Here is a 24,644-nt window from a genome sequence, read left to right as displayed (position 1 = left end):
CGCCGCGTAGCCCTATAATGCGCGCCGGTTTTTGGGGTAATGGTCATGAGTACAGAAGATCCGCGGTTTGCAGGCATCGCCCGTTTGTATGGCATTGAAGGCTTGGAACGCCTGCGCGCGGCCCATGTGGCGATTGTCGGCGTCGGTGGCGTTGGTTCCTGGGCGGCGGAAGCCATGGCCCGTTGTGGCGTCGGCGAGATTTCGCTGTTCGACCTCGATGACGTCTGCGTCAGCAACGCCAACCGTCAGTTGCACGCGCTGGACAGCACCGTCGGCAAACCCAAGGTCGAGGTCATGGCCGAGCGTCTGCGCGGGATCAACCCGGATTGCACCGTGCACGCGGTGGCGGATTTCGTCACCCGCGAGACCATGGCTGAATACATCACGGCGAACATCGACTGCGTGATTGACTGCATTGACGCGGTCAACGCCAAGGCTGCGCTGATCGCCTGGTGCAAGCGCCGCAAGATCCAGATCATCACCACCGGCGGCGCCGGTGGGCAGATTGATCCGACGCTGATTCAGGTGTGCGATCTCAACCGCACGTTCAATGACCCGCTGGCCTCGAAAGTGCGCTCTACATTGCGCCGCGATTACGGTTTTTCGCGCACCGTGACCCGCCATTACAGCGTGCCGTGCGTGTTTTCCACGGAGCAACTGCGCTATCCGAAACCGGATGGCAGCATTTGTTTGCAGAAGAGTTTTGTCGGCGATGGCGTGAAACTGGACTGCGCGGGTGGGTTTGGTGCGGTGATGATGGTGACTGCGACGTTTGGGATGGTCGCGGCGACCAAGGCTGTGGACAAGATTGTGGCGGGGGGTCGGCGCCCGTCAGACCGGGGCAAGCCTCAGGTTTGGTGGTGGGGGTTATGGCCTTATCGCGAGCAGGCTCACTCCTACAGGGGAACGCATTCCAATTGTAGGAGTGAGCCTGCTCGCGATGGCTGCGAAGCAGCCGCTTTAAAGCGCCAACTCATTCATCCGCTGGAGCACGGCGTTAAGGCCATTGCTGCGCGACGGCGATAGCTGCCGCGAAAGGCCCAACTGATTGAACCAGTCCGACAGATCAACCTGCTGCAATTCAGCGGCCGACAAGCCGTTGACCCGCAACAGCAACAACGCCACCAACCCGCGAATCATCCGTGCATCGCTACTCGCCGCGAACTGCCAGTGACCATCGCGCAACGCCCCGACCAGCCACACCTGACTCTCACAGCCATGCACCCGGTTTGCGTCGCACTTTTGCGCGTCATCCAGCGCCGGCAATCGATCACCAATCTGCATCAACAACCGCGCCCGCTGTTCCCAGCCCGCTGCATTCTGAAAAGTCTGCAGCGCTTCAGCTGCCTCGACCGGCAGGCTCATCGCAACAACTCCAGCGCCTGATCCAGCGCCCCAAAGAACCGCTCCAGATCCTCGGAATCGTTGTACAGCGCCAGCGACACCCGAATCGCCCCAGCCAGTTCGAAGCTTTTCAGCAACGGCATCGCGCAGTGATGCCCAGCGCGTACGGCGATGCCTTGCTCGGTCAGCAAATGCGCCAGATCCGCGTTATGCACACCTTCAACGACAAAACTCGCCAACGCCAGTTGCGGCTTGCCAAGCAAGCGAATGCCGTTACGCGCCGCGAGTCCACGCAGCAGATAGTCATGCAGCGCCGCTTCGTGGGCCGACACTGCGTCCTGATCGAGCCCGGCCAGATAATCCAGCGTCGCACCGAGGCCGATCACGCTGGCAATCGGCGGCGTACCCGCTTCAAAACCCAGCGGAGCAGGGCGGAAACGCGCGTCGTGATAGTTGGCTTCCAGCACCATTTCGCCGCCGAACTGCCAAGGCTTCAACTGCTCAAGCGCAGCGTTGCGCCCGAACAGCACGCCGAGGCCATCGGGGCCATAGAGCTTGTGGCTGGAAAACACATAGAAGTCGCAACCCAGCGCCTGCACGTCATGCCGACCATGGACAACGCCTTGCGCGCCATCGACCACGGTCAGCGCGTTCTGCGCCTTGGCCATGCCCAGCAAGGCCGGCAATGGCTGCCACGAACCCAGCACGTTGGACAACTGGCTGACCGCCAGCAATCGCGTGCGCGGGCCGATGAGGTGCACAGCGGCAGCAAGGTCGATCAGACCGTCGGCATCCAGCGGCAGAATCACCAGCTTCAGATTGCGCCGTTGCGCCAGTTGCTGCCACGGCAGCAGGTTGGCGTGATGCTCCAGGGCGCTGATGACAATTTCATCGCCCGGGTGGAAAAGATGTTCCAGGCCATAAGCCAGGAGGTTCAGCGCACTGGTGGCGCCGTGGGTAAAGATGATCTGCCCGCTGTCACCGGCATTCAGCCACTGGGCAACCTTGAGTCGACTGTCTTCGAACGCCTGCGTCGCGTGAGCGCCGGGCAGGTGTTGCGCACGGTGCACATTGGCTGCGCCGTTGGCGTAGTAATGCGTCAGTGCGTCGAGCAGTGCTTGGGGTTTTTGCGTGGTGGCGGCGTTGTCCAGATAGGTCTGGTCTTGCCGTTGCAGTGCGGCGATGGCCGGGAAGTCGGCGCGCCACGGGGAGGGAATCATCACGGTCTTTAGCCCTGGTGAAGAGGGGCGGGATGTACGCCAAATCCTGTAGGAGTGAGCCTGCTCGCGATGGCGTCCGTAAGGGCGCTAAAGGCATCGCGAGCAGGCTCACTCCTACAATGGATTATCCAAGCACTTAGTTGTGAGCGTGCAGCGCTTCGTTCAGCTCGATCGCCGATTTGTGGGTTTTGCACTCCACAGCACCGGTTTCCGAATTGCGGCGGAACAGCAGATCAGTCTGACCGGCCAGTTCACGCGCCTTCACGACTTTAACCAGGTTGTTGTTTTCGTCGAGCAGCGCCACCTTGGTACCAGCGGTCACGTACAGGCCCGACTCAACTGTGTTGCGGTCACCCAACGGAATACCGATACCGGCGTTGGCGCCGATCAGGCAGCCTTCGCCGACCTTGATCACGATGTTGCCGCCGCCCGACAGGGTGCCCATGGTCGAGCAACCGCCGCCCAGATCGGAACCCTTGCCGACGAACACGCCAGCCGATACGCGGCCTTCGATCATGCCCGGGCCTTCGGTGCCGGCGTTGAAGTTGATGAAACCTTCGTGCATCACGGTGGTGCCTTCACCGACGTAAGCGCCCAGACGCAGACGCGCGGCGTCAGCGATACGCACGCCGGCCGGAACCACGTAGTCGGTCATTTTCGGGAACTTGTCCACCGAGAACACTTCCAGCAGCTCGCCACGCAGACGGGCTTCCAGTTGCATTTCCGCCAGTTCGCTCAGGTCGATGGCGCCTTGGCTGGTCCACGCGACGTTCGGCAGCAGCGGGAAGATCCCGGCCAGGCTCACGCCGTGTGGCTTGACCAGACGGTGCGACAGCAGGTGCAGCTTGAGGTAGGCCTCAGGTGTCGAGGTCAGCTGTGCGTCTTCGGCCAGCAGGGTGGCGACCAGCGGCTTGTGGCTTTCAGCCAGACGGGTCAGCAGCTTGCCTTGCACGGCATCGATGCCTTTCACGGCTTCGGCCAGTTGCGCAGCCTGAGCGGTGGAGAAGGTGATGGCCTGGTTGCCTTCGGTGTAACCGAGGATTGGCGCAACCGCCGCGACCAGCTCGGCCGATGGGTTGAGCAGTGGCTGTGCGTAGAACACTTCCAGCCACGCGCCTTGACGGTTCTGAGTGCCGACACCAAAGGCGATGCTGAACAGGGAATTGGACATGTAAATACACCTCTACAAAGAGTGACGGGCTGCTTACTTCAGAGCGGCCGCGTAGATATCTGGCTTGAAGCCAATCAGGGTTCGGTCACCGAGATCGAGCACCGGGCGCTTGATCATCGAGGGTTGAGCGAGCATCAGTTCGATGGCTTTCGATTGGTCGAGATCGGCTTTGCGTTCGTCGTCGAGTTTGCGAAAGGTCGTGCCTGCGCGGTTCAACACCGTTTGCCAGCCATGCTCGTCACACCATTGGGTCAGGTGTTCACGGTCGATGCCGGCGGTTTTGTAATCGTGAAAGTCGTAGCTGACAGCGTGCTCATCAAGCCAGGTGCGCGCCTTTTTCATGGTGTCGCAGGCTTTGATGCCGAAAAGGTGCAACGTTTTACTTGAAACGGTCAAGGAATTGCCCCCTTTACAGGTGCTGGAGAAAAATGGTGTCGGATTATGCCATGACCAAACGGTTTCGTCGGCCACGGTTGTCGTAACGCTGTAAAACCTGTGGGAGCGAGCCTGCTCGCGAAGGGGCCGTGTCAGGCAATATCTCTGTTGAATGACACACCGCATTCGCGAGCAGGCTCGCTCCCACAAGGGGACTGCGTTCCAGCAGCTGCGACATAGGTGCAAGGGTCAGACGCATGCTAAACGGCTAATATGGCAGTTCAACGCTGTCGATTGTGTGAGATTTCCGCTTTATGCAAACCGCTTACACCGTCCTGATCCTGCTGATGCTGGTCAGCGTCTCGCGTCTGGTCGGACGGGTCATCCCGTTGCCACTGCCACTGGTGCAAATCGCCGCCGGCGCTTTGCTCGCCTGGCCGACCCTCGGTCTGCATGTGGCCCTTGATCCCGAACTGTTCCTGTTTCTGTTCCTGCCACCGCTGCTGTTTTCCGATGGCTGGCGCATGCCCAAACGCGAGTTCTGGCATTTGCGCGGGCCGATCCTGACGCTGGCGGTGGGTCTGGTGCTGTTCACCGTGGTCGGTGCCGGCTACTTCATTCATTGGTTGATGCCGAGCATTCCGCTGGCGGTGGCCTTCGCACTCGCCGCTGTGCTGTCGCCGACCGACGCGGTGGCGGTCTCGGCGATTTCACAGAATCGCTTGCCGACGCCGCTCATGCATATCTTGCAGGGCGAAGCGTTGATGAACGACGCCTCGGGCCTGGTAACGTTCAAATTCGCGCTGGCCGCGGCGATCACCGGGGCGTTCTCGTTGGCCAATGCCAGCCTGACGTTTGTGCTGGTGGCAGTCGGCGGGCTGGCAGTCGGCGTGGCACTGAGCTGGCTGGTCGGGCGCTTGCGCGCGTGGATGATTGCCCGGGGCTGGGACGATCCGGCCACCCACGTGGTGTTCATGTTGCTGCTGCCGTTCGCCGCGTATGTACTGGCCGAGCGACTGGGTGCCTCGGGTATCCTTTCGGCGGTGGCGGCGGGGGTGATGCAGCGCGGGCTCGATCTGCTGCCACGGCAGACGGGCACCCGCCTGCTCAACCGCAGTGTCTGGTCGCTTCTGGAATTTGCTTTCAACGGATTGATCTTTCTGCTGCTGGGCCTGCAATTGCCGGACATCATCAAAGCGGTGGTCAGTCACGAGCCGACGTTATGGCCGACCCTGTTCTATCGCTGTCTCGACGTGGTGGCGATCTTTCTTGCATTGGTCCTGCTGCGGTTCATCTGGGTACAGAGCATCTGGCGCTTGTCGGTGCTGCTGCGGCGTTTGCGTGGCAAGAACGAGCTGACTCAGGTGCCGACAGCGCGCTCCTGCTGGCTGTTGACGGTCGGCGGCGTGCGCGGTGCGGTGACGCTGGCGGGTGTGATGTCGGTGCCGATGTTGATGGGCGCGGAGGCGTTTCCCGAGCGTGATCTGCTGATCTTCATCGCTGCCGGGGTGATTCTGCTGTCGCTGGTCTGCGCCTGCATCGCCTTGCCGTTGCTTTTGCGCGGCATTGAGAAAAGCCCGGACGACAAGCGGCGCCAGGAAGTGCGCGACGCCTGGCGCAAGACCGCCGAGGCAGCGATTCATGCGCTGGAAACCGAGGAGGTCGGCCCGCAGGATGCAGCGCAGGCCGCACTCGCGGCAGAACTCAAGGCGCGGATCATGTCCGAGTACCGCCATCAGCTCGATGTCTTCAACGACTCGGCCGAAGCACAGGCCCTGGCGTTTCAGATGGATCTGCTCGAGCGTCGTTTACGCCTCAAGGCACTGCGCGCGCAACGTCTGGAACTCTACAGCCTCAGCCGTCATCACCAGATCGGTGATGACGTATTGCGCGAGGTATTAGGTGAGCTTGATTTGAGTGAGGCCAATCTGGGAACGTTGAAGTAGTCCCGCATGGGTGTTGATCGGATTGCGGGTTTTATCGGGGATAAACGGTTCGCGCCATGTGTATATCCAATCTACTTAGTTCGGTGTTTTCAGTGACCTCAAATACTCCGTCGGTGAAGGTTTTTTCTATCGGATAGTGCATGATCGACTTTTGATCATAAGCGGTCACAGACATCTTTTGATTGATCTTGGTGAAGAAGTTTTCGTCAATGGCGGCTCTGCTCATGCCGAGTCGAGTGAAGTGGTCGTAAACCTTTTGCTTGTTCCAGGGGATGTTGGCGTACGGGTGCAAATGCTCGTGTTCGAAGCCCAGGGCGTGGCCGAACTCGTGCAGTAATACCGTTCTGAATCTGCTGCTGCCTGGCTTTTCGGCAATGTACATCGTTGGATTCTGCACATCGACGGTGAGTGCGTCTGTGCCAACGGCAGAGCTGTTGTCACTGGTTTTGGTCTTGATGCGAATGTCGGCATCGCGCTCGCTCGTGAACACGATATCCAGGTTGATATGGTTACCCCATTCCCGAATGACTTCCCGATACTGCGTTTGCTCTTCGTTCGTCAGGTTATCGAGAAACGTGACGCTAAGCGTCCTGAACGCTTTCCATACCTTTCCATCAAGGGCCACGCCCAGTAAGGAAATACCCTGCCTGCTGACGTTGGCAGGGTTCTCGGCAAGCGCGGCCTGATAGGAAAGACTTTGGCTTTTCGGCGGCAGTGTCGTGCAGATTTTGCAGTCTGGCATTCTTGAAGTCCTTTTTAAGTAATGCATGAGGTAGGTGGTTTTGATGAAGCCTGACGTCCTGTCAGGCATCGGGGTGTGGATAAGCGGCGGCCATGAAAGCCTTGTCTTTGTCGCTGAGCTGCAGATTCAGCTGAATCTGGAAGTCACCCTGGGTCCAGCTCTGGCGGATGGCGTAGTGCATGATGGACTTCGGGTCGTAAGTCGAGTTGTCGACTTCACTGGCATCGAGAAGATTGAAATAGCGCTCGTCGATGTTGCTGCGAGCCAGATCATCATCATCATCTTCTGCGCCAAAGTGCTCGTAGACGGCTTGCTTGTCCCAGGGAATGGTCATTTGTGGGTGCAGATGTTCATGTTCGGCACCCAGTACGTGACCAAACTCATGCAAGGCATTGGCCATGAAGAACTTGGGCGACAAGTTGTGATCAGGCGAAAGATTCATGGTTGCTTCGCTTTGATCATCTTGGGTCAATGCGTCAGTACCGATCAACGACCAGTAGTCGCCGTTGTCATCGGATATGCGAATCTCGGCATCGCCTTCATCAACAAAGTCGAAGTTCAGATTGATAAACGCTGTCCATGTTGCTGCCGCCGCGCGGATGGCTTGCTTGTAGGCTGCGTCACCCGCTAGCACGCGAACGCGCAGGGTTCGGCCGGGTGCCCAGAGTTTGCGGTGCTTGATCGCGGCTCTTTTCTGACGACCGCCGGACGTACCGCGATTGGCGGAGTTCTCGTTGATGGCCGCTTGGTAGGACACATTAATGTCTTGCGGTGCTTTAACAAGACAATCTTTTATATCATCCATGAATTACTTTCCGTAGTTGATGATTTGCTGTTTGGTTTATTAATGGGATTTGATATTTAAACAACCAGGTTCAGCTTGAGCGGACAGAGTAAGTATCGATGGGGGAGATAGGAAGATGAAAGAAGAGTTGATGTGTTGCGTAGTGTTTGTTTCCGCACGACATTGCGTCGTGCGGAAATATATAAACGCTTGTTAGCGACGCTTGATGAAGTCGCGAATACGTTCCGCAGCCTCGACACATTCTGCCAGCGGCGCAACCAGCGCCATGCGCACGCGACCTGCGCCCGGGTTGACCCCATCGACATCGCGGGACAGGTAAGAACCCGGGACTACGGTCACGTGTTCCTGTTCGAACAGATCGCGGCAGAACGCAGCATCGTCATCCTGCACGTTCGGCCACAGGTAGAAGCTGCCATCCGGACGCTGGACGTCCATCACCGGACTGAGGATTGCCAGCACGGCGTCGAATTTCTCGCGGTACAGCGCGCGGTTGGCGCGAACGTGGACTTCATCGTTCCAGGCGGCAACAGAGGCCAATTGGGTTTGTACCGGCATCGCGCAGCCATGGTAGGTGCGATACAGCAGGAAGCCCTTGAGGATATCGGCGTCGCCGGCAACGAAACCGGAACGCAGGCCCGGCAGGTTGGAGCGTTTGGACAGGCTATGGAACACCACGCAGCGTTTGAAATCCTTGCGGCCCAACTCAACGCAGGCCGTCAGCAGGCCCGGCGGCGGGGTCTGTTCTTCGAAATACAGTTCGCTGTAGCACTCGTCGGCGGCGATCACGAAGTCGTATTCGTCAGCCAGGGCGATCAGTTTCTTTAATACATCGACCGGGATCAGCGCGCCGGTCGGGTTGCCTGGAGAGCACAGAAAAAGGATCTGGCAGCGCTTCCAGATGTCTGGCGACACCGCATCGAAATCCGGGTTGAAGCCGTTCTCGTCAAGGCACGGCAGATAGTGCGGTTTGGCCCCGGCGAGGAACGCCGCACCTTCGTAGATCTGATAGAACGGGTTCGGGCTGACTACCAGAGCGTCATCACCGCGATTGACTACGGTCTGGGTGAAGGCGAACAGCGCTTCGCGGGTGCCGTTGACCGGCAGTACGTTACGCGCCGGATCGATCCAGCCGCTTGGCACGCCAAAGCGACGCTCGCACCAGCCGGCGATTGCTTCGCGCAGGGCCGGGATGCCGAGAGTGGTCGGGTAGACCGCCATCTGATCCAGGTTGTTCGCCAGCGCTTCGGCGACAAAGCTCGGCGAGCGATGTTTCGGCTCGCCGATCGACAGGGCGATCGGGCGTTTGTCCGGGTTCGGGGTCACGGTGCCGAGCAGGGCGCGGAGCTTTTCGAACGGGTAAGGCTGGAGCTGGTTCAGAGCGTTGTTCATGGGGGCCTCGTTGAATGTGGGAGGGATTGCCTCAATACCCGCCATCCACAAAACCTGTAGGAGTGAGTCTGCTCGCGATGAGGAAGGCTCATTCAATATCTATGCAGCTGATGAACCGCTATCGCGAGCAGGCTCACTCCTACAAGGGGTTTGTTGAACAGGCTGGTATCGTAGTCTTCCTTCCCACAGGAGTAATGGTTACTTCAATTCAAATACTGATACGCGAAAGCTTGATATCGGGTTCCTGATTGACGCTCAACTGCTCAACGATCGCATCCTGCAAGCGGCTGCACAGCAGCGGGTCGGACAGCGGCTGATTGTGCGCGTCGGTGATGAAGAACACGTCTTCCACTCGCTCGCCCAGGGTCGCAATCTTGGCGTTCTGCAGCGACAGGTCGAACTCAAGGAATATCCCGCCGATCCGCGCCAGCAGTCCCGGGCGATCAGGTGCGGTCAATTCCAGCACCGTCACCGGGCGTTGCGCGTCGTTGTGGATCGTCACTTGCGGCGCAAAGGCGAAATGCTTGAGCTGGCGCGGCACCCGGCGCTGAATGATCGTCGGGTAGTCATCCGGGTTGCGCAGGGCTTCGGTCAGGCCTTCGCGGATCTGCTTGACCCGCGCCGGGTTGTCGCCGATGGATTCGCCTTCGTTGTCGAGCACGATGTAGGTGTCGAGGGTGAACTGGCTGCTCGACGTGATGACCCGGGCGTCGTGAATGTTCAGGTTGAGCTGATCCATCGCGGCCACGGTCACGGCGAAGAAGTCATGCTGATCCGGTGCATAAATGAAGATCTGCGTGCCGCCCTCGAACTCGCGCTGAGTGGTTTCCTTGATCAGTACCAGCGGCCCGCCATCGACGGGCTGCTGCAGGATCGCGTCGCTGTGCCAGGCCACATCGCCAGCGGTGTGGCGCAGGAAATAGTCATCACCCAACTGCGCCCATAACTGCTCGACGTCGTCCGGATCGGTGCCGCCTCGCACCAGAATATCCAGGGCCGCGCTTTGGGTCTGGCGGATCTGCTCTTCGCGATCCACCGGGTTTTCCAGACCACGACGCAGGGCGCGTTTGGTTTCGGTGTAGAGCTGACGCAACAGGCTGGCGCGCCACGAGTTCCACAGCGTCGGGTTGGTCGCGTTGATGTCGGCCACGGTCAGCACGTAGAGGTAGTCGAGACGGGTTTCATCGCCGACCGCCAGGGCAAAATCGTGAATCACCTGCGGATCGGACAAGTCCTTGCGCTGGGCGGTGGTCGACATCACCAAGTGGTTCTGCACCAGCCAGACGATCAGTCGGCTGTCCCACACCGGCAACTGATGGCGCTGGCAGAACGCTTCGGCATCGACCGCGCCGATCTCCGAGTGGTCGCCGTGTCGCCCCTTGCCGATGTCGTGGTACAGACCGGCCATGTAGATCAGTTCGGGCTTGGGCAGTTTGGCCATGAGTTTGGCGGCCAACGGAAATTTTTCCGACACTTGCGTGTACTGCAATTTGCGCAGGTGCTTGATCAGGTTCAGCGTGTGCGCATCGACGGTATAAATGTGGAACAGGTCGTGCTGCATCTGCCCGACGATAAAGCCGAACTCCGGCAGATAACGCCCGAGAATGCCGTAACGGTTCATCCGGCGCAGGTTGCGATGGATGCCGATCTTGCACTTGAACAGCTCGATGAACAGGCTGGTGTTGCGAATATCGTTGCGGAAAGTGTCGTCGATCAGATGACGGTTCTCGCGCAGCAGGCGAATGGTATCGGCGCGCACACCTTTGATTTCCGGCTGCTGGGCCATCAGCACGAAGATTTCGAGCATGGCGAACGGTGTGCGGCAGAACACATTGTCGTTTCGCGCTTCGATGTAGCCATCGTGCAGCTGGAAGCGCGAGTTGATCGGCTGTGGCGGGGCTTCGTCTTCCGGCGCGAGGATGACTTCCTCGAAATGCTGAATGATCAGGTCGCTGAGCTGGGCGATGCTCATCACCACGCGAAAGTATTGCTGCATGAAGTTTTCGACCGCTTGTTTCGCGTCGTCACCTTCAAAACCGAGCAAACCGGCAATGGTGCGCTGATGATCGAACAGCAAGCGGTCTTCCGAGCGACCTGCCAGCATGTGCAGCGCATAGCGCACTTTCCAGAGAAATTCCTGAGAGGAGGCGAGCAGGGCGTTTTCGCTCTCGACCAAGAAGCCTTCACCGGCGAGGGCGCGCAGGTTGAGCGTGCCGTATTGGCGACGCGCAACCCAGAGAATCGTCTGAATATCCCGCAGTCCGCCCGGCGAGCCTTTGACGTTGGGTTCCAGGTTGTATTCAGTGTCGTTGTATTTGTGGTGGCGGGCTTTTTGCTCGGCGCGCTTGGCCAGGAAAAACTCCTTGGCCGGCCACATGTGGGCGGTGCTGGTGACATCGAGCATGCGCTGGCGCAGGCGCTCGGGGCCGCAAATGGTGCGGCTTTCCATCAGGTTGGTAACCACGGTCAGATCGGCGCGGGCTTCTTCGGCGCATTCATCGACCGAGCGCACGCTCTGACCGACTTCCAGGCCAATGTCCCACAGCAGCGTCAGAAAACGCTCGATGGAGTCGCGAAAGACTTCGTGATCGGCGCTGTCCAGCAGGATCAGCAGATCGATATCGGAATAAGGGTGCAGCTCGCCGCGACCATAGCCGCCGACCGCGACCAGCGCGATGTCGGCGTCTTCGCTCCAGTTGAACTGGTCCCAGGCCTTTTGCAGGATGTTGTCGACGAACCAGGCGCGGTCTTCGATCAGGCGGCGAATGTCGCGGCCATTGCGAAAACGCGTGTCGAGTACCTCGCGAGCCTGGCGGATCGCCTTCTTGAACGCCGCGATAGGACTCGCTTTCAGGGCCAGTTCAGCCTGGAACTGGCCGCGGTCGAAGAGTTCGGGATCCACCTGCGGCATCGATTGGCTTTCCTTTTATAAGGCTGGGAGCGTTGTGTAGATCAGGCCGAGACGCGCGGGATGGTGTCGTCAGCGCGCAGGGTGAAGATCTCGTAGCCGGTGTCGGTGACCAGCAGGGTATGTTCCCACTGCGCCGACAGCTTGCGGTCCTTGGTGATTGCGGTCCAGCCGTCACCCAATACTTTGGTGTCGGCCTTGCCCTGGTTGATCATCGGCTCGATGGTGAAGGTCATGCCGGCCTTCAGTTCCATGCCGGTGCCGGCGCGGCCGTAGTGCAGAATCTGCGGCTCTTCGTGGAAAACCTTGCCGATGCCATGCCCACAGAACTCGCGAACCACCGAGAAGCCGTTCTTTTCAGCGTGTTTCTGGATCACTTCGCCGATGTCGCCGAGGCGGCAGCCGGGTTTGACGATTTCGATCGCCTTGTACATGCATTCCTGAGTGATCTGAGACAGGCGCTCGGCCCAGACCGGTACTTCGCCGACGTGGAACATGCGGCTGGTGTCGCCGTGGTAGCCGTCCTTGATTACGGTTACATCGATGTTCAGGGTGTCGCCGTTTTTCAGCGGCTTGTCGTTCGGAATGCCGTGGCAGACCACGTGGTTGATCGAGGTGCAGATCGACTTCGGGTAGCCCTTGTAATTCAGCGGGGCAGGGATGGCCTGCTGCACGTTGACGATGTAGTCGTGGCAGATCTGGTTCAGCTCATCGGTGGTGATGCCCGGTTTTACGTGTTCGGCAATCATTTCCAGCACATCGGCGGCCAGTTTGCCGGCGACACGCATGCCAGCGATGTCCTCGGGAGTTTTGAGGTTGACGGTCATACAGGCTCTCTCTGCGCTCGGCGGCGCTTGCTGGTACGAATGGGGTGGCAAGTGTTCGTTTTGCGACCCTGAAAAACGCGATTCTAACAGACGCGCGGCGCAATTCAGCGCCTGCGTGCATCGCTTCTCTCTATACAATGGTGCCCCTGAAGCCGATTCCAAGGGGGCTGCGCCCATGTCCTTGGTGCGAATACAGATTTCGTGTTCCGTTTCTGCGCACCCTGTGGTATAAAATGCGCCGCTTTCCGGGGATACCCCGAGAAGCTTAAATCCACACACGTGTCGACACGATGACCTGGGTGCTTTTGGCTTTATGCCACTGGTTGGTCATTGGGATACGTGGAGGCCAAACCCGACTTATTAAGGAACTATCATGTCCCAAGTCAATATGCGCGATATGCTGAAGGCCGGTGTGCACTTCGGTCACCAAACCCGTTACTGGAATCCGAAAATGGGTAAGTACATTTTCGGCGCGCGTAACAAGATTCACATCATCAACCTTGAAAAAACCCTGCCAATGTTCAACGAAGCTCTGACTTTCGTAGAGCGTCTGGCCCAGGGCAAAAACAAGATTCTGTTCGTCGGCACCAAGCGTTCCGCTGGCAAGATCGTTGCTGAAGAAGCAGCACGTTGCGGTTCGCCGTACGTCGATCACCGCTGGTTGGGCGGCATGCTGACCAACTTCAAAACCATTCGTGCTTCCATCAAGCGTCTGCGTGACCTTGAAGTTCAAGCCGAAGACGGTACTTTCGCCAAGCTGACCAAGAAAGAAGCGCTGATGCGCTCCCGTGACCTGGAAAAGCTGGATCGTTCGCTGGGCGGCATCAAGGACATGGGCGGTCTGCCAGACGCACTGTTCGTGATCGACGTTGACCACGAGCGCATCGCGATCACCGAAGCCAACAAGCTGGGCATCCCGGTAATCGGCGTTGTCGATACCAACAGCAGCCCGGAAGGCGTTGACTACATCATCCCAGGCAACGATGACGCAATCCGCGCTATCCAGCTGTACATGGGTTCGATGGCTGACGCAGTGATCCGCGGTCGCAACAATGTTTCCGGCGGCACTGTAGAATTCGCAGCTGAAGAAACTCAGGCTGCAGCTGAGTAATTGACGCCCTGGCGTTGACTCAGTAAGCAAAAAGGGGGCTTGGCCCCCTTTTTGCCACCTCGAAAACCATTTGTCGGCGCCCGCGGCACTATTTGTAATGTGCGGCAGCTAACAAGGGTGGTTCGGGAAGAATTGAACGCCCGTTCGATCGGGTGGAATGGTTGAAAACCTATCCAAGAGGAATTTGAAAATGGCAGCAATTACTGCAGCGTTGGTTAAAGAACTGCGCGAGCGTACCGGCGAAGGCATGATGGATTGCAAGAAAGCCCTGGAAAAGGCTGACGGCGACATCGAAAAAGCCATTGATGACATGCGTGCTTCGGGCGCGATCAAAGCTGCGAAAAAAGCTGGCAACGTTGCCGCTGAAGGCGCAATCGCTATCAAGGACGACGGTAAAGCTGCCGTTATCCTGGAAGTGAACTCGCAGACCGACTTCCTGGCTCTGCAAGACGACTTCAAAAACTTTGTTGCTGCCAGCGTTGAAAAAGCGTTCGCTGACAAACTGACCGAAGCTGCTCCGCTGATCGCTGCTCAAGAAGCCGCTCGCGAAGCACTGGTTGCCAAAGTAGGCGAAAACGTCAACATCCGTCGTCTGACCCGTATCGAAGGTGACGTTGTAGGTTCGTACCTGCACGGCAACAAGATCGGTGTGGTTGTGGCTCTGAAAGGCGGTGACGTCGAGCTGGCTAAAGACATCGCGATGCACGTAGCTGCAAGCAACCCTGAGTTCCTGCTGCCTTCGCAGGTTTCGGCTGAAGCGATCGAGCGTGAAAAAGCTGTGTTCCTGCAGCTGAACGAAGAGAAAATCAAAGGCAAGCCGGAAAACATTGTTGAGAATATGGTCAAAGGCCGTATCAGCAAGTTCCTGGCAGAAGCAAGCCTGGTTGAGCAGGCGTTCGTCAAGAACCCTGAAATCAAGGTTGGCGAGCTGGCCAAGAAAGGCGGCGCAGAAATCGTTTCCTTCACTTACTACAAAGTAGGCGAAGGCATTGAGAAGCCGGTCGACAACTTCGCTGAAGAAGTTGCTGCCCAGCTGGCTGCCGCCAAGCAATAAGACGGTTTTCCAACTGTCGCCCGAAAGAGGCTGCCCGCTTACGCGCGCAGCCTCTTTTCAGATGGGGTTGCCAATTTTTAATTGGTTTCCACTTGGAACTGACTTACAAAGCCATGTTCCGATGGCGCTGAAGCAGCGCCAAGCTAGAGTGAACGCCAGCTGTAAACAGCTCGCAAAGAATTTTTAAATACGCCGCAGGAGAGATTCGCAATGGCTCAGCAGGGCAGTGGTTATCAGGCTCGCTATAAACGCATTCTACTCAAGCTTAGCGGCGAGGCCCTGATGGGCTCGGAAGAGTTCGGGATCGATCCGAAAGTTCTTGATCGCATGGCGCTGGAAGTCGGCCAACTGGTTGGCATCGGCGTGCAGGTCGGTCTGGTGATCGGTGGCGGCAACCTGTTCCGCGGTGAAGCATTGAGCAAAGCCGGTATGGATCGAGTGACAGGCGACCACATGGGCATGCTGGCCACTGTGATGAACGCCCTGGCCATGCGCGACGCGCTGGAACGTGCCAATATTTCGGCCATCGTTATGTCGGCCATTTCCATGGTTGGCGTGACCGATCATTATGATCGCCGCAAAGCCATGCGCCACCTGAACTCCAAGGACGTGGTGATTTTCGCGGCCGGTACCGGTAATCCGTTCTTCACCACGGATTCGGCAGCCTGCCTGCGTGCAATCGAAATCGATGCCGATGTCGTGCTCAAAGCGACCAAGGTCGATGGCGTCTATACCGCTGACCCGTTCAAAGACCCGCATGCCGAGAAGTTCGATCATCTGACTTATGATGAAGTGCTGGATCGCAAGCTGGGTGTAATGGATCTGACAGCTATTTGCCTGTGCCGCGACCACAAGATGCCGCTGCGCGTATTCAACATGAACAAGCCCGGCGCTCTGCTGAACATCGTACACGGCGGCGCTGAAGGCACCCTGATCGAGGAAGGTCAACAATGATCAACGAAATCAAGAAAGACGCTCAAGAGCGCATGCAGAAATCCCTGGACTCTCTGGCCCACGCTTTCGGTCAGATTCGTACCGGCAAGGCTCACCCAAGCATTCTGGGTAGCGTGATGGTGCCTTACTACGGCACTGATACCCCGCTGAGCGGCGTCGCCAACGTCACCGTGAAAGACTCGCGCACTCTTCAAGTCGTGGCCTTCGAGCGCAATATGCTCGCTGCCGTCGATAAAGCGATCCAGAGCGCTGGTCTGAACCTCAATCCGACCAACCTTGGCGAGTTGCTGTTGATCCCGATGCCTGCCCTCACCGAAGAAACCCGCAAAGGTTTCACCAAGCAGGCGCGTAGCGCAGCGGAAGACGCCCGTGTTGCGGTGCGCAACATTCGTCGCGATGCGCTGGGTGATCTGAAGAAGCTGGTCAAGGACAAGGAAATCAGCGAAGACGAAGAGCGTCGTGCTGTCGCTGATATCGACAAGCTGACCAAAGATGCCGAGGCCCAGATCACCAAGGCCACGGACGAGAAAGAAAAAGACCTGATGGCCGTATAAGGGTCGAGCTTTAAATGGACAAGACCAAGCAGACTGCGCCGTCCGCGGTGCCGCGCCATGTCGCGATCATCATGGATGGCAATAATCGCTGGGCGAAAAAACGCTTTATGCCGGGTGTCGCCGGGCATAAAGCGGGCGTGGATGCTGTGCGTGCCGTCATCGAGGTGTGTGCCGAGGCCAAGGTCGAGGTGCTGACCCTGTTCGCGTTTTCCAGTGAGAACTGGCAGCGGCCGGCCGATGAAGTCAGTGCCTTGATGGATCTGTTTTTCAAGGCGTTGCGTCGTGAGGCCAAGCGCCTCAACGACAACAACATAAGCCTGCGCATCATCGGCGATCGTTCGCGCTTTCATCCGGAACTTCAGGCAGCAATGCGTGAAGCTGAAGCGATGACGGCGGGTGCCAACCGTTTCATCCTGCAGATCGCTGCCAATTATGGCGGTCAGTGGGATATTGCGCAGGCTGCTCAGCGTCTGGCGCGTGAAGTCCAGGCCGGGCACCTGCGTCCGGAAGACATCACCCCGGATCTGCTGCAAACCTGTCTGGCAACTGGCGACCTGCCGTTGCCTGATCTGTGCATTCGTACTGGCGGTGAGCATCGCATCAGCAACTTCTTGCTGTGGCAACTGGCTTATGCCGAGTTGTACTTCTCCGACCTGTTCTGGCCGGACTTCAAACACGATGCCATGCGCAATGCGCTGGCTGATTACGCTTCGCGTCAACGTCGTTTCGGTAAAACGAGCGAACAGATCGAAGCTGGAGCCCGGGTTTAATGCTTAAACAACGAATCATTACTGCGCTGATCCTGCTGCCGATCGCCTTGTGCGGGTTTTTCCTGCTCGAAGGTTCGGGCTTTGCACTGTTTATCGGTCTGGTCGTGAGCCTGGGTGCCTGGGAATGGGCGCGTCTGGCGGGTTTCACTGCGCAAGCGTTCCGTGTCGGCTTTGCCGCCGTGGTCGCCTTGATGCTGTTCGTCATGTACATCCTGCCGGGCCTTGCGCCATGGGTGTTGGGTGCGTCCGTGTTGTGGTGGGCGGTGGCGACCTGGCTGGTACTGACCTATCCGCGTTCGAGCGGGCACTGGTCCAGTGCCGCGAGCAAACTGGTCATTGGTCTGTTGATTCTGCTGCCGGCCTGGCAAGGTCTGGTGCAGATCAAACAGTACCCGCTGGGTAACTGGCTGATCATGGCGGTGATGGTTCTGGTCTGGGGTGCTGACATCGGTGCCTACTTTTCCGGCCGGGCTTTCGGCAAGCGCAAGCTGGCGCCACACGTCAGTCCCGGTAAAAGCTGGGAAGGTGTCTATGGCGGTCTGGCGCTGAGTCTGGTGATTACCGCGATTGTCGGCCTGGTGCGCGACTGGACGGTGGCCGAGTTGCTCAAAGGGCTGATCGGCGCTGCATTGATCGTATTCATTTCGGTTGTGGGCGATCTCACGGAAAGCATGTTCAAGCGTCAATCCGGCATCAAGGACAGCAGTAACCTGCTGCCTGGCCATGGTGGCGTGCTCGATCGTATCGACAGCCTGACCGCGGCCATTCCGGTATTTGCAGTGTTGTTGTGGATGGCTGCACCTTGAGCCGTCCACAGCAGATCACTGTTCTGGGGGCGACCGGCTCGATCGGTTTGAGTACTCTCGATGTCATTGCGCGTCATCCTGAGCGTTATCAGGTGTTTGCGCTCAGTGGTTTCACTCGACTGAGTGAGTTGTTCGCTTTGTGCGTGCGTCATGTGCCGCAGTACGCGGTTGTCCCGCAAGCAGAAGCGGCGCGCAGCCTGCAGGATGACTTGCGGGCGGCCGGGTTGCCGACCCGTGTGCTGGTCGGGGAGGAGGGCTTGTGCCAGGTCGCAGCGGCCCCTGAGGTCGATGCTGTCATGGCGGCCATCGTGGGTGCCGCCGGGCTGCGTCCAACGCTGGCGGCGGTCGAGGCGGGCAAGAAGATTCTTCTGGCCAACAAGGAAGCGCTGGTAATGTCCGGCGCCTTGTTCATGCAAGCCGTGCGTAAAAGCGGTTCGGTGCTGCTACCGATCGACAGCGAACACAATGCGATTTTCCAGTGCATGCCGCAGGATTTCGCTCGCGGATTGAGTGCTGTGGGGGTGCGTCGGATTTTGCTGACCGCTTCTGGTGGTCCTTTCCGGCAGACGCCAATGGCCGAGTTGGCGCACGTTTCGCCTGATCAGGCCTGTGCGCACCCGAACTGGTCCATGGGGCGCAAGATCTCCGTGGATTCGGCGAGCATGATGAACAAAGGACTTGAATTGATCGAGGCCTGCTGGCTGTTCGATGCCAAGCCTGCGCAGGTCGAGGTGGTGATTCACCCGCAGAGCGTGATCCATTCGTTGGTCGATTACGTGGATGGTTCGGTGCTGGCGCAGTTGGGCAACCCCGATATGCGTACACCGATTGCCAATGCGCTGGCCTGGCCTGAACGCATCGACTCCGGTGTTGCGCCGCTGGATCTGTTTGCGATTGCCCGGCTGGATTTCGAAGCGCCGGATGAAGAGCGCTTTCCATGCCTGCGTCTGGCTCGTCAAGCTGCTGAAGCAGGCGACAGCGCGCCGGCGATGTTGAATGCGGCCAATGAAGTCGCCGTGGCAGCGTTTCTCGACGGACGGGTTCGTTACCTCGAAATCGCGAGTATCATCGACGAAGTCTTGAATCTCGAACCGGTGGTCGCACTGGATGATCTCGAAACAGTGTTCATCGCGGACGCGAAAGCGCGAGTACTGGCTGAACAGTGGTTGAGTCGTCACAACCGATAGGTTTTGCAACACAATGGCTACACGCGGCACTGAACAGGATTGCGGAGAAAGTAGATGAGCGCGCTCTATATGATTGCCGGCACCCTGATCGCCTTGGGAGTGCTGGTCACTTTTCACGAATTCGGCCATTTCTGGGTCGCGCGTCGCTGTGGCGTCAAGGTTCTGCGTTTTTCCGTAGGCTTCGGCATGCCGCTGCTGCGCTGGCACGACAAGCAAGGCACCGAGTTTGTTGTTGCCGCGATCCCGTTGGGTGGCTACGTCAAGATGCTCGATGAGCGCGAAGGCGAAGTACCGGTCGATCAGCTGGATCAGTCGTTCAATCGCAAGTCCGTGCGTCAGCGTATCGCTATTGTGGCGGCGGGTCCCATCGCCAACTTTCTGTTGGCCCTGGTGTTTTTCTGGGTGCTGGCCATGCTCGGCAGCGAGCAGATACGTCCGGTTATCGGTGCGGTCGAGTCCGGCAGCATCGCCGCCAAGGCTGGCTTGACTTCAGGCCAGGAAATTGTCGCCATCGATGGAGAGCCGACGTCGGGTTGGGCGGCTGTCAATTTGCAGTTGGTGCGTCGTCTCGGCGAAAGCGGTTCCTTGCAGTTGATGGTGCGCGATCAAGGTTCCACCGCGGATTCGCCGCGTGAACTGGCGCTGGATCACTGGCTCAAAGGTGCCGATGAGCCGGATCCGATTCGCTCGCTGGGTATTCGTCCATGGCGTCCGGCACTGCCGCCGGTACTTGCCGAACTTGATCCGAAAGGTCCGGCGCAGGCGGCGGGTCTGAAAACCGGTGATCGTTTGCTCGCCCTTGATGGTCAGGCGCTGAACGACTGGCAGCAGGTGGTCGATACCGTTCGTACGCGTCCTGATACCAAAATCATGCTGCGCATCGAGCGCGACGGTGCTCAAATCGACGTCCCGGTCACCCTCGCGGCGCGCGGTGAAAGCAAGTCGCCAAGCGGATATCTGGGCGCTGGTGTAAAAGCTGTCGACTGGCCACCGGAGATGATCCGCGAGGTCAGTTACGGGCCTTTGGCCGCGATTGGCGAGGGCGCCCGTCGTACTTGGACCATGAGCATCCTGACGCTGGATTCACTGAAGAAAATGCTCTTCGGCGAGCTCTCGGTAAAAAACTTGAGTGGACCGATAACCATTGCTAAAGTGGCGGGCGCTTCTGCCCAGTCGGGCGTCGCTGATTTCCTGAATTTCCTTGCTTATCTGAGTATTAGCCTGGGCGTTCTGAATTTGCTGCCCATTCCTGTACTGGATGGGGGGCATTTGTTGTTTTATCTGATCGAGTGGGCGCGTGGTCGTCCCTTGTCGGATCGGGTGCAAGGTTGGGGGATACAGATCGGTATCAGTTTGGTGGTCGGAGTGATGTTGCTTGCTCTGGTCAACGATCTGGGTCGACTGTAACGCTTCGCTGAATTGCGAATCTGCCGCATTTTGCGGCAGTTTGTTTATTGCCAGTTGGAATAAGAAAGGACTTCATGAAACGTCTGCTGCTAACTGCGGTTCTCACCGTATTGATGATCGCCGAAGTTCACGCCGAGTCCTTCACTATCTCTGATATTCGCGTCAATGGCCTCCAGCGGGTCTCCGCGGGTAGCGTCTTTGGTGCCTTGCCGTTGAACGTCGGCGAGCAGGCGGATGATCGTCGCCTGGTGGAATCCACTCGTGCGTTGTTCAAAACCGGTTTCTTTCAAGATATCCAGCTGGGCCGCGAAGGCAACGTCCTGGTAATCACGGTTGTCGAGCGCCCATCCGTCGCCAGTATCGAGATCGAAGGTAACAAGGCGATCTCCACTGAAGACCTGATGAAGGGCCTCAAGCAATCCGGTCTGGCCGAAGGCGAGATCTTCCAGCGTGCCACCCTCGAAGGCGTGCGTAACGAACTGCAACGTCAGTACGTTGCGCAAGGCCGCTATTCGGCTACCGTCGATACCGAAGTGGTATCGCAGCCGCGTAACCGTGTCGGTCTGAAAGTGAAGATCAACGAAGGCACCGTTGCGGCTATTCAGCATATCAACGTGGTAGGCAACACGGTGTTCCCCGAGGAAGACCTGACCGACCTGTTCGAACTGAAAACCACCAACTGGCTGTCGTTCTTCAAGAACGACGACAAGTACGCCCGTGAAAAGCTTTCCGGCGACCTGGAGCGTCTGCGTTCCTACTACCTGGACCGTGGCTATATCAACATGGATATCGCTTCGACCCAGGTGTCCATCACCCCGGACAAGAAGCACGTCTATATCACCGTCAACGTGACCGAAGGCGAGAAGTACACCGTTCGTGACGTCAAGCTCAGCGGTGATCTGAAAGTCCCTGAAGATCAGGTCAAGTCCCTGTTGCTGGTACAGAAAGGCCAGGTGTTCTCGCGCAAGCTGATGACCACCACTTCCGAGTTGATCACCCGCCGTCTGGGTAACGAGGGTTACACCTTCGCCAACGTCAACGGCGTACCTCAGCCACACGATGAAGACCACACTGTCGACATCCTGTTTGCTGTCGATCCAGGCAAGCGTGCCTACGTCAACCGTATCAACTTCCGTGGCAACACCAAGTCCGAAGACGAAGTGCTGCGTCGTGAAATGCGCCAGATGGAAGGCGGCTGGGCTTCGACCTACCTGATCGACCAGTCCAAGACCCGTCTTGAGCGTCTGGGCTTCTTCAAGGAAGTCAACGTTGAAACCCCTGCTGTTCCGGGTGTCGACGACCAGGTTGACGTGAACTACGCCGTTGAAGAACAGGCTTCCGGTTCGATTACCGCCAGCGTCGGTTTTGCGCAGAGTGCCGGTCTGATCCTTGGTGGTTCGATTACCCAGAACAACTTCCTCGGTACCGGTAACCGCGTCAGCGTCGGCCTGACCCGAAGTGAATACCAGAGCCGCTACAACTTCGGCTACGTTGACCCGTACTGGACCGCCGATGGCGTGAGCCTGGGCTACAACGCGTTCTATCGCACCACCGACTACAAAGACCTCGACGTCGACGTAGCAAGCTATGCGGTAGACAGCCTGGGCGCTGGCGTCAATATCGGTTACCCGATCAGCGAGACTTCGCGCCTGACCTTCGGTCTGTCCGCTCAGCAGGACGAGATCAAGACCGGTACTTACACCGTTGACGAGATTTTCGACTTCGTTAACAAGGAAGGCGACAAGTACCTGAACTTCAAGGCTTCGGCCGGCTGGTCCGAGTCGACCCTGAACAAGGGCGTATTGCCGACCCGTGGTCGTTCCCAGAGCCTGACCCTGGAATCCACCATTCCGGGCAGTGACCTGTCGTTCTTCAAACTTGATTACCGTGGTCAGCTGTTCCAGCCGATCACCGAGAATTACACCCTGCGTCTGCATACCGAACTCGGTTATGGCGACGGTTACGGTTCGACTGACGGCTTGCCGTTCTATGAAAACTACTATGCTGGTGGTTTCAACTCGGTTCGTGGCTTCAAGGACAGCACCCTCGGTCCGCGCAGTACGCCAAGCCGTGGCACCAACCCGGGTACGCTGGCTGACCCGGACCAGGACCCGCTGCCGTTCGGCGGTAACGTCCTGATCCAGGGTGGTGTCGAGGTTCTGTTCCCGCTGCCATTCGTCAAGGATCAGCGTTCCCTGCGTACTTCGGTATTCTGGGATGTGGGTAACGTATTTGACTCGCAGTGCAAGGACACTACCAATGCCAACGGCTCGACGTCGAACACCAAGTGCAACGACATCAGCCTGAGCAACATGGCAAGTTCCGTGGGTGTGGGTGTGACCTGGGTCACCGCACTGGGTCCTCTGAGCTTCGCGTTGGCCATGCCGATCAAGAAACCGGATGACGCTGAAACTCAAGTGTTCCAATTCTCCCTCGGCCAGACGTTCTAAGCGTCTGACCCAAGATAACGACAATGGATTTTGTAGGAGTGCATCGTGCGTAAGTTGACTCAATTGGTTCTCCTGGCCTCCTTGATGGTGGCAGGCCCGGCATTTGCCGACATGAAAATCGCCGTTCTGAACTATCAGATGGCTTTGCTGGAATCTGACGCGGCCAAGAAGTACGCCGTGGATGCCGAGAAGAAGTTCGGTCCGCAACTGACCAAGCTGAAAACCCTGGAAAGCAGCGCCAAAGGCATTCAGGACCGTCTGATGGCTGGTGGCGACAAGATGCAGCAAGGCGAACGTGAGCGTCTGGAGCTGGAGTTCAAGCAAAAGGCCCGTGATTTCCAGTTCCAGTCCAAAGAACTGAACGAAGCCAAGGCTGTTGCCGACCGCGAAATGCTCAAGCAACTGAAGCCGAAACTGGATAGCGCAGTGGAAGAAGTCATCAAGAAAGGTGGTTTTGACCTGGTGTTCGAGCGTGGCGCAGTGATCGATGTCAAACCTCAGTACGACATCACGCGCCAGGTTATCGAGCGCATGAATCAGCTGAAGTAACCCATGACCGTGACTATAAAGCTCGGCCAGTTGGCCGAGTTCCTCGGCGCCACCCTGCGTGGCGACCCGGAGAAGCAAATTACTGGGCTAGCCACTTTGCAAGAGGCTGGCCCAGCTCAGTTGAGCTTTCTGGCAAATCCTCAATATCGCAAGTACCTGGCGGGTTCGCAGGCAGCAGCCCTGTTGCTCAAGGAAGCTGACGCCGAAGGTTTCGCCGGTAATGCGTTGGTCGTGCCTGATCCTTATCTGGCGTACGCGCGTATCTCGCACTTGTTCGACCCCAAACCAAAAGCCGCGGCGGGTATCCACCCATCGGCGGTCATTGCGGACGATGCAGTGGTTGATCCAACCGCCAGCATCGGCCCGTTCGTGGTGATCGAAGCAGGTGCGCAGATCGGTGCTCAAGTGACCTTGGGTGCACATTGCTTCATCGGTGCGCGCAGTGAAATTGGTGAAGGCGGCTGGCTTGCGCCGCGCGTGACCCTGTATCACGACGTGCGCATCGGCAAGCGTGTAGTGATCCAGTCCGGTGCGGTACTCGGTGGTGAGGGCTTCGGCTTCGCCAACGAAAAAGGCATCTGGCAGAAAATCGCCCAGATTGGCGGCGTGACCATCGGCGACGATGTCGAGATTGGTGTAAATACCGCGATCGACCGTGGTGCGCTCGCCGACACCGTAATCGGTAATGGTGTGAAGCTCGACAACCAGATTCAGATTGCGCATAACGTCCAGGTCGGTGATCACACCGCGATGGCCGCGTGTGTCGGTATCTCCGGCAGCACCAAAATCGGCAAGCACTGCATGCTCGCCGGCGGTGTTGGTCTGGTTGGCCACATTGATATTTGCGACAACGTTTTCCTCACCGGGATGACCATGGTGACCCACTCGATTACCGAGCCGGGCGCCTACTCTTCCGGTACAGCCATGCAACCGGCGGCCGAATGGCGCAAAAGCGCGGCCCGCATCCGTCAGCTCGATGACATCGCGCGACGTTTGAAACAGCTGGAAAAGCGCGTAGGGGAAGTGACCCCTGACGGCAATGCTTCATCAGATGGCTGATACCATTTCCATATCA

At 58.2% G+C, this 24,644-nt stretch carries 21 protein-coding genes and 1 pseudogene; 13 read left to right on the top strand and 9 right to left on the bottom strand.

What is annotated here, in order from left to right:
- Nucleotides 1-39 precede the first annotated feature (39 nt).
- Nucleotides 40-840, top strand: a pseudogene (tcdA, locus tag AK821_RS28400) (tRNA cyclic N6-threonylcarbamoyladenosine(37) synthase TcdA); the annotation flags it as partial.
- A 120-nt stretch (nucleotides 841-960) separates the two neighbouring features.
- On the opposite strand, the gene AK821_RS28395 reads toward tcdA, so the two are convergent.
- The 4 genes from AK821_RS28395 to AK821_RS28380 all read right to left on the bottom strand — a co-directional run bounded on the left by AK821_RS28395 (nucleotide 961) and on the right by AK821_RS28380 (nucleotide 4,131).
- The gene (locus tag AK821_RS28395; protein ID WP_064393200.1) at nucleotides 961-1,365 is read right to left on the bottom strand and encodes a SufE family protein; all 405 of its coding nucleotides are present in this window, start codon (nucleotides 1,363-1,365) and stop codon (nucleotides 961-963) included.
- Entirely contained in the window at nucleotides 1,362-2,567 is a 1,206-nt protein-coding gene (locus AK821_RS28390; RefSeq protein ID WP_064393199.1) for an aminotransferase class V-fold PLP-dependent enzyme, read from the bottom strand. The genes AK821_RS28395 and AK821_RS28390 overlap by 4 nt, the downstream gene beginning before the upstream one ends.
- A 133-nt stretch (nucleotides 2,568-2,700) precedes the next feature.
- On the bottom strand, nucleotides 2,701-3,735 hold the full coding sequence (gene dapD / locus AK821_RS28385) for a 2,3,4,5-tetrahydropyridine-2,6-dicarboxylate N-succinyltransferase (protein WP_064393198.1): 1,035 nt from the start codon (nucleotides 3,733-3,735) through the stop codon (nucleotides 2,701-2,703).
- Nucleotides 3,736-3,768: 33 nt separating this feature from the next.
- Nucleotides 3,769-4,131, bottom strand: a complete 363-nt coding sequence (locus AK821_RS28380; protein WP_003222107.1) for an ArsC family reductase — start codon at nucleotides 4,129-4,131, stop codon at nucleotides 3,769-3,771.
- Between the two features lie 293 nt (nucleotides 4,132-4,424).
- Here AK821_RS28380 and AK821_RS28375 point away from each other — a divergent pair, with 293 nt between their 5' ends.
- Nucleotides 4,425-6,056: a Na+/H+ antiporter gene (locus AK821_RS28375; RefSeq protein WP_064393197.1), complete on the top strand. Its 1,632-nt coding sequence runs from the start codon at nucleotides 4,425-4,427 to the stop codon at nucleotides 6,054-6,056.
- 31 nt (nucleotides 6,057-6,087) lie between these two features.
- On the opposite strand, the gene AK821_RS28370 is transcribed toward AK821_RS28375, so the two are convergent.
- The 5 genes from AK821_RS28370 to map all read right to left on the bottom strand — a co-directional run bounded on the left by AK821_RS28370 (nucleotide 6,088) and on the right by map (nucleotide 12,727).
- Complete coding sequence (locus AK821_RS28370) at nucleotides 6,088-6,798, bottom strand: M12 family metallopeptidase (protein ID WP_064393196.1); 711 nt, start codon at nucleotides 6,796-6,798, stop codon at nucleotides 6,088-6,090.
- 61 nt (nucleotides 6,799-6,859) lie between these two features.
- Nucleotides 6,860-7,555, bottom strand: a complete 696-nt coding sequence (locus AK821_RS28365) for a hypothetical protein (RefSeq protein WP_236708345.1) — start codon at nucleotides 7,553-7,555, stop codon at nucleotides 6,860-6,862.
- A gap of 240 nt (nucleotides 7,556-7,795) precedes the next feature.
- Nucleotides 7,796-8,992: a succinyldiaminopimelate transaminase gene (gene dapC / locus AK821_RS28360; RefSeq protein ID WP_064393194.1), complete on the bottom strand. Its 1,197-nt coding sequence runs from the start codon at nucleotides 8,990-8,992 to the stop codon at nucleotides 7,796-7,798.
- A gap of 208 nt (nucleotides 8,993-9,200) precedes the next feature.
- Nucleotides 9,201-11,903 (bottom strand): [protein-PII] uridylyltransferase, encoded by a 2,703-nt coding sequence (locus tag AK821_RS28355; RefSeq protein ID WP_064393193.1) that lies wholly within the window; start codon nucleotides 11,901-11,903, stop codon nucleotides 9,201-9,203.
- Between the two features lie 41 nt (nucleotides 11,904-11,944).
- Nucleotides 11,945-12,727 carry a type I methionyl aminopeptidase gene (gene map / locus AK821_RS28350; protein WP_064393192.1) on the bottom strand — a complete coding sequence of 261 codons (783 nt, stop codon included), beginning with the start codon at nucleotides 12,725-12,727 and terminating at the stop codon, nucleotides 11,945-11,947.
- Between the two features lie 373 nt (nucleotides 12,728-13,100).
- Here map and rpsB point away from each other — a divergent pair, with 373 nt between their 5' ends.
- The 11 genes from rpsB to lpxD all read left to right on the top strand — a co-directional run bounded on the left by rpsB (nucleotide 13,101) and on the right by lpxD (nucleotide 24,628).
- Nucleotides 13,101-13,838: a 30S ribosomal protein S2 gene (gene rpsB / locus AK821_RS28345; protein ID WP_064393191.1), complete on the top strand. Its 738-nt coding sequence runs from the start codon at nucleotides 13,101-13,103 to the stop codon at nucleotides 13,836-13,838.
- 190 nt (nucleotides 13,839-14,028) lie between these two features.
- Nucleotides 14,029-14,892 carry a translation elongation factor Ts gene (tsf, locus tag AK821_RS28340; RefSeq protein ID WP_064393190.1) on the top strand — a complete coding sequence of 288 codons (864 nt, stop codon included), beginning with the start codon at nucleotides 14,029-14,031 and terminating at the stop codon, nucleotides 14,890-14,892.
- A 210-nt stretch (nucleotides 14,893-15,102) separates the two neighbouring features.
- Entirely contained in the window at nucleotides 15,103-15,846 is a 744-nt protein-coding gene (gene pyrH, locus AK821_RS28335) for a UMP kinase (protein ID WP_003222124.1), read from the top strand.
- Entirely contained in the window at nucleotides 15,843-16,400 is a 558-nt protein-coding gene (frr, locus tag AK821_RS28330) for a ribosome recycling factor (RefSeq protein ID WP_064393189.1), read from the top strand. The genes pyrH and frr overlap by 4 nt, the downstream gene beginning before the upstream one ends.
- Before the next feature lie 14 nt (nucleotides 16,401-16,414).
- The gene (gene uppS, locus AK821_RS28325) at nucleotides 16,415-17,170 is read left to right on the top strand and encodes a polyprenyl diphosphate synthase (protein ID WP_064393188.1); all 756 of its coding nucleotides are present in this window, start codon (nucleotides 16,415-16,417) and stop codon (nucleotides 17,168-17,170) included.
- Complete coding sequence (locus AK821_RS28320; protein WP_064393187.1) at nucleotides 17,170-17,976, top strand: phosphatidate cytidylyltransferase; 807 nt, start codon at nucleotides 17,170-17,172, stop codon at nucleotides 17,974-17,976. Before uppS ends, AK821_RS28320 begins: the two co-directional genes overlap by 1 nt.
- The gene (ispC, locus tag AK821_RS28315; protein ID WP_064393186.1) at nucleotides 17,973-19,163 is read left to right on the top strand and encodes a 1-deoxy-D-xylulose-5-phosphate reductoisomerase; all 1,191 of its coding nucleotides are present in this window, start codon (nucleotides 17,973-17,975) and stop codon (nucleotides 19,161-19,163) included. The genes AK821_RS28320 and ispC overlap by 4 nt, the downstream gene beginning before the upstream one ends.
- A 54-nt stretch (nucleotides 19,164-19,217) precedes the next feature.
- Entirely contained in the window at nucleotides 19,218-20,570 is a 1,353-nt protein-coding gene (gene rseP, locus AK821_RS28310; protein WP_064393185.1) for a sigma E protease regulator RseP, read from the top strand.
- A gap of 74 nt (nucleotides 20,571-20,644) precedes the next feature.
- Nucleotides 20,645-23,020, top strand: coding sequence for an outer membrane protein assembly factor BamA (gene bamA, locus AK821_RS28305; protein ID WP_064393184.1), 2,376 nt, complete (start codon nucleotides 20,645-20,647; stop codon nucleotides 23,018-23,020).
- Between the two features lie 45 nt (nucleotides 23,021-23,065).
- The gene (locus tag AK821_RS28300; RefSeq protein ID WP_007908849.1) at nucleotides 23,066-23,569 is read left to right on the top strand and encodes an OmpH family outer membrane protein; all 504 of its coding nucleotides are present in this window, start codon (nucleotides 23,066-23,068) and stop codon (nucleotides 23,567-23,569) included.
- 3 nt (nucleotides 23,570-23,572) lie between these two features.
- Nucleotides 23,573-24,628, top strand: coding sequence for a UDP-3-O-(3-hydroxymyristoyl)glucosamine N-acyltransferase (gene lpxD, locus AK821_RS28295; RefSeq protein ID WP_064393183.1), 1,056 nt, complete (start codon nucleotides 23,573-23,575; stop codon nucleotides 24,626-24,628).
- Nucleotides 24,629-24,644: the final 16 nt, after the last annotated feature.

This window comes from Pseudomonas sp. RIT-PI-r, assembly GCF_001297015.1.
In the GTDB taxonomy this organism is placed as follows: domain Bacteria; phylum Pseudomonadota; class Gammaproteobacteria; order Pseudomonadales; family Pseudomonadaceae; genus Aquipseudomonas.
The sequence above is the reverse complement of the archived record's forward strand: the minus strand, read 5'-3'. Positions and strand labels throughout refer to the sequence as shown.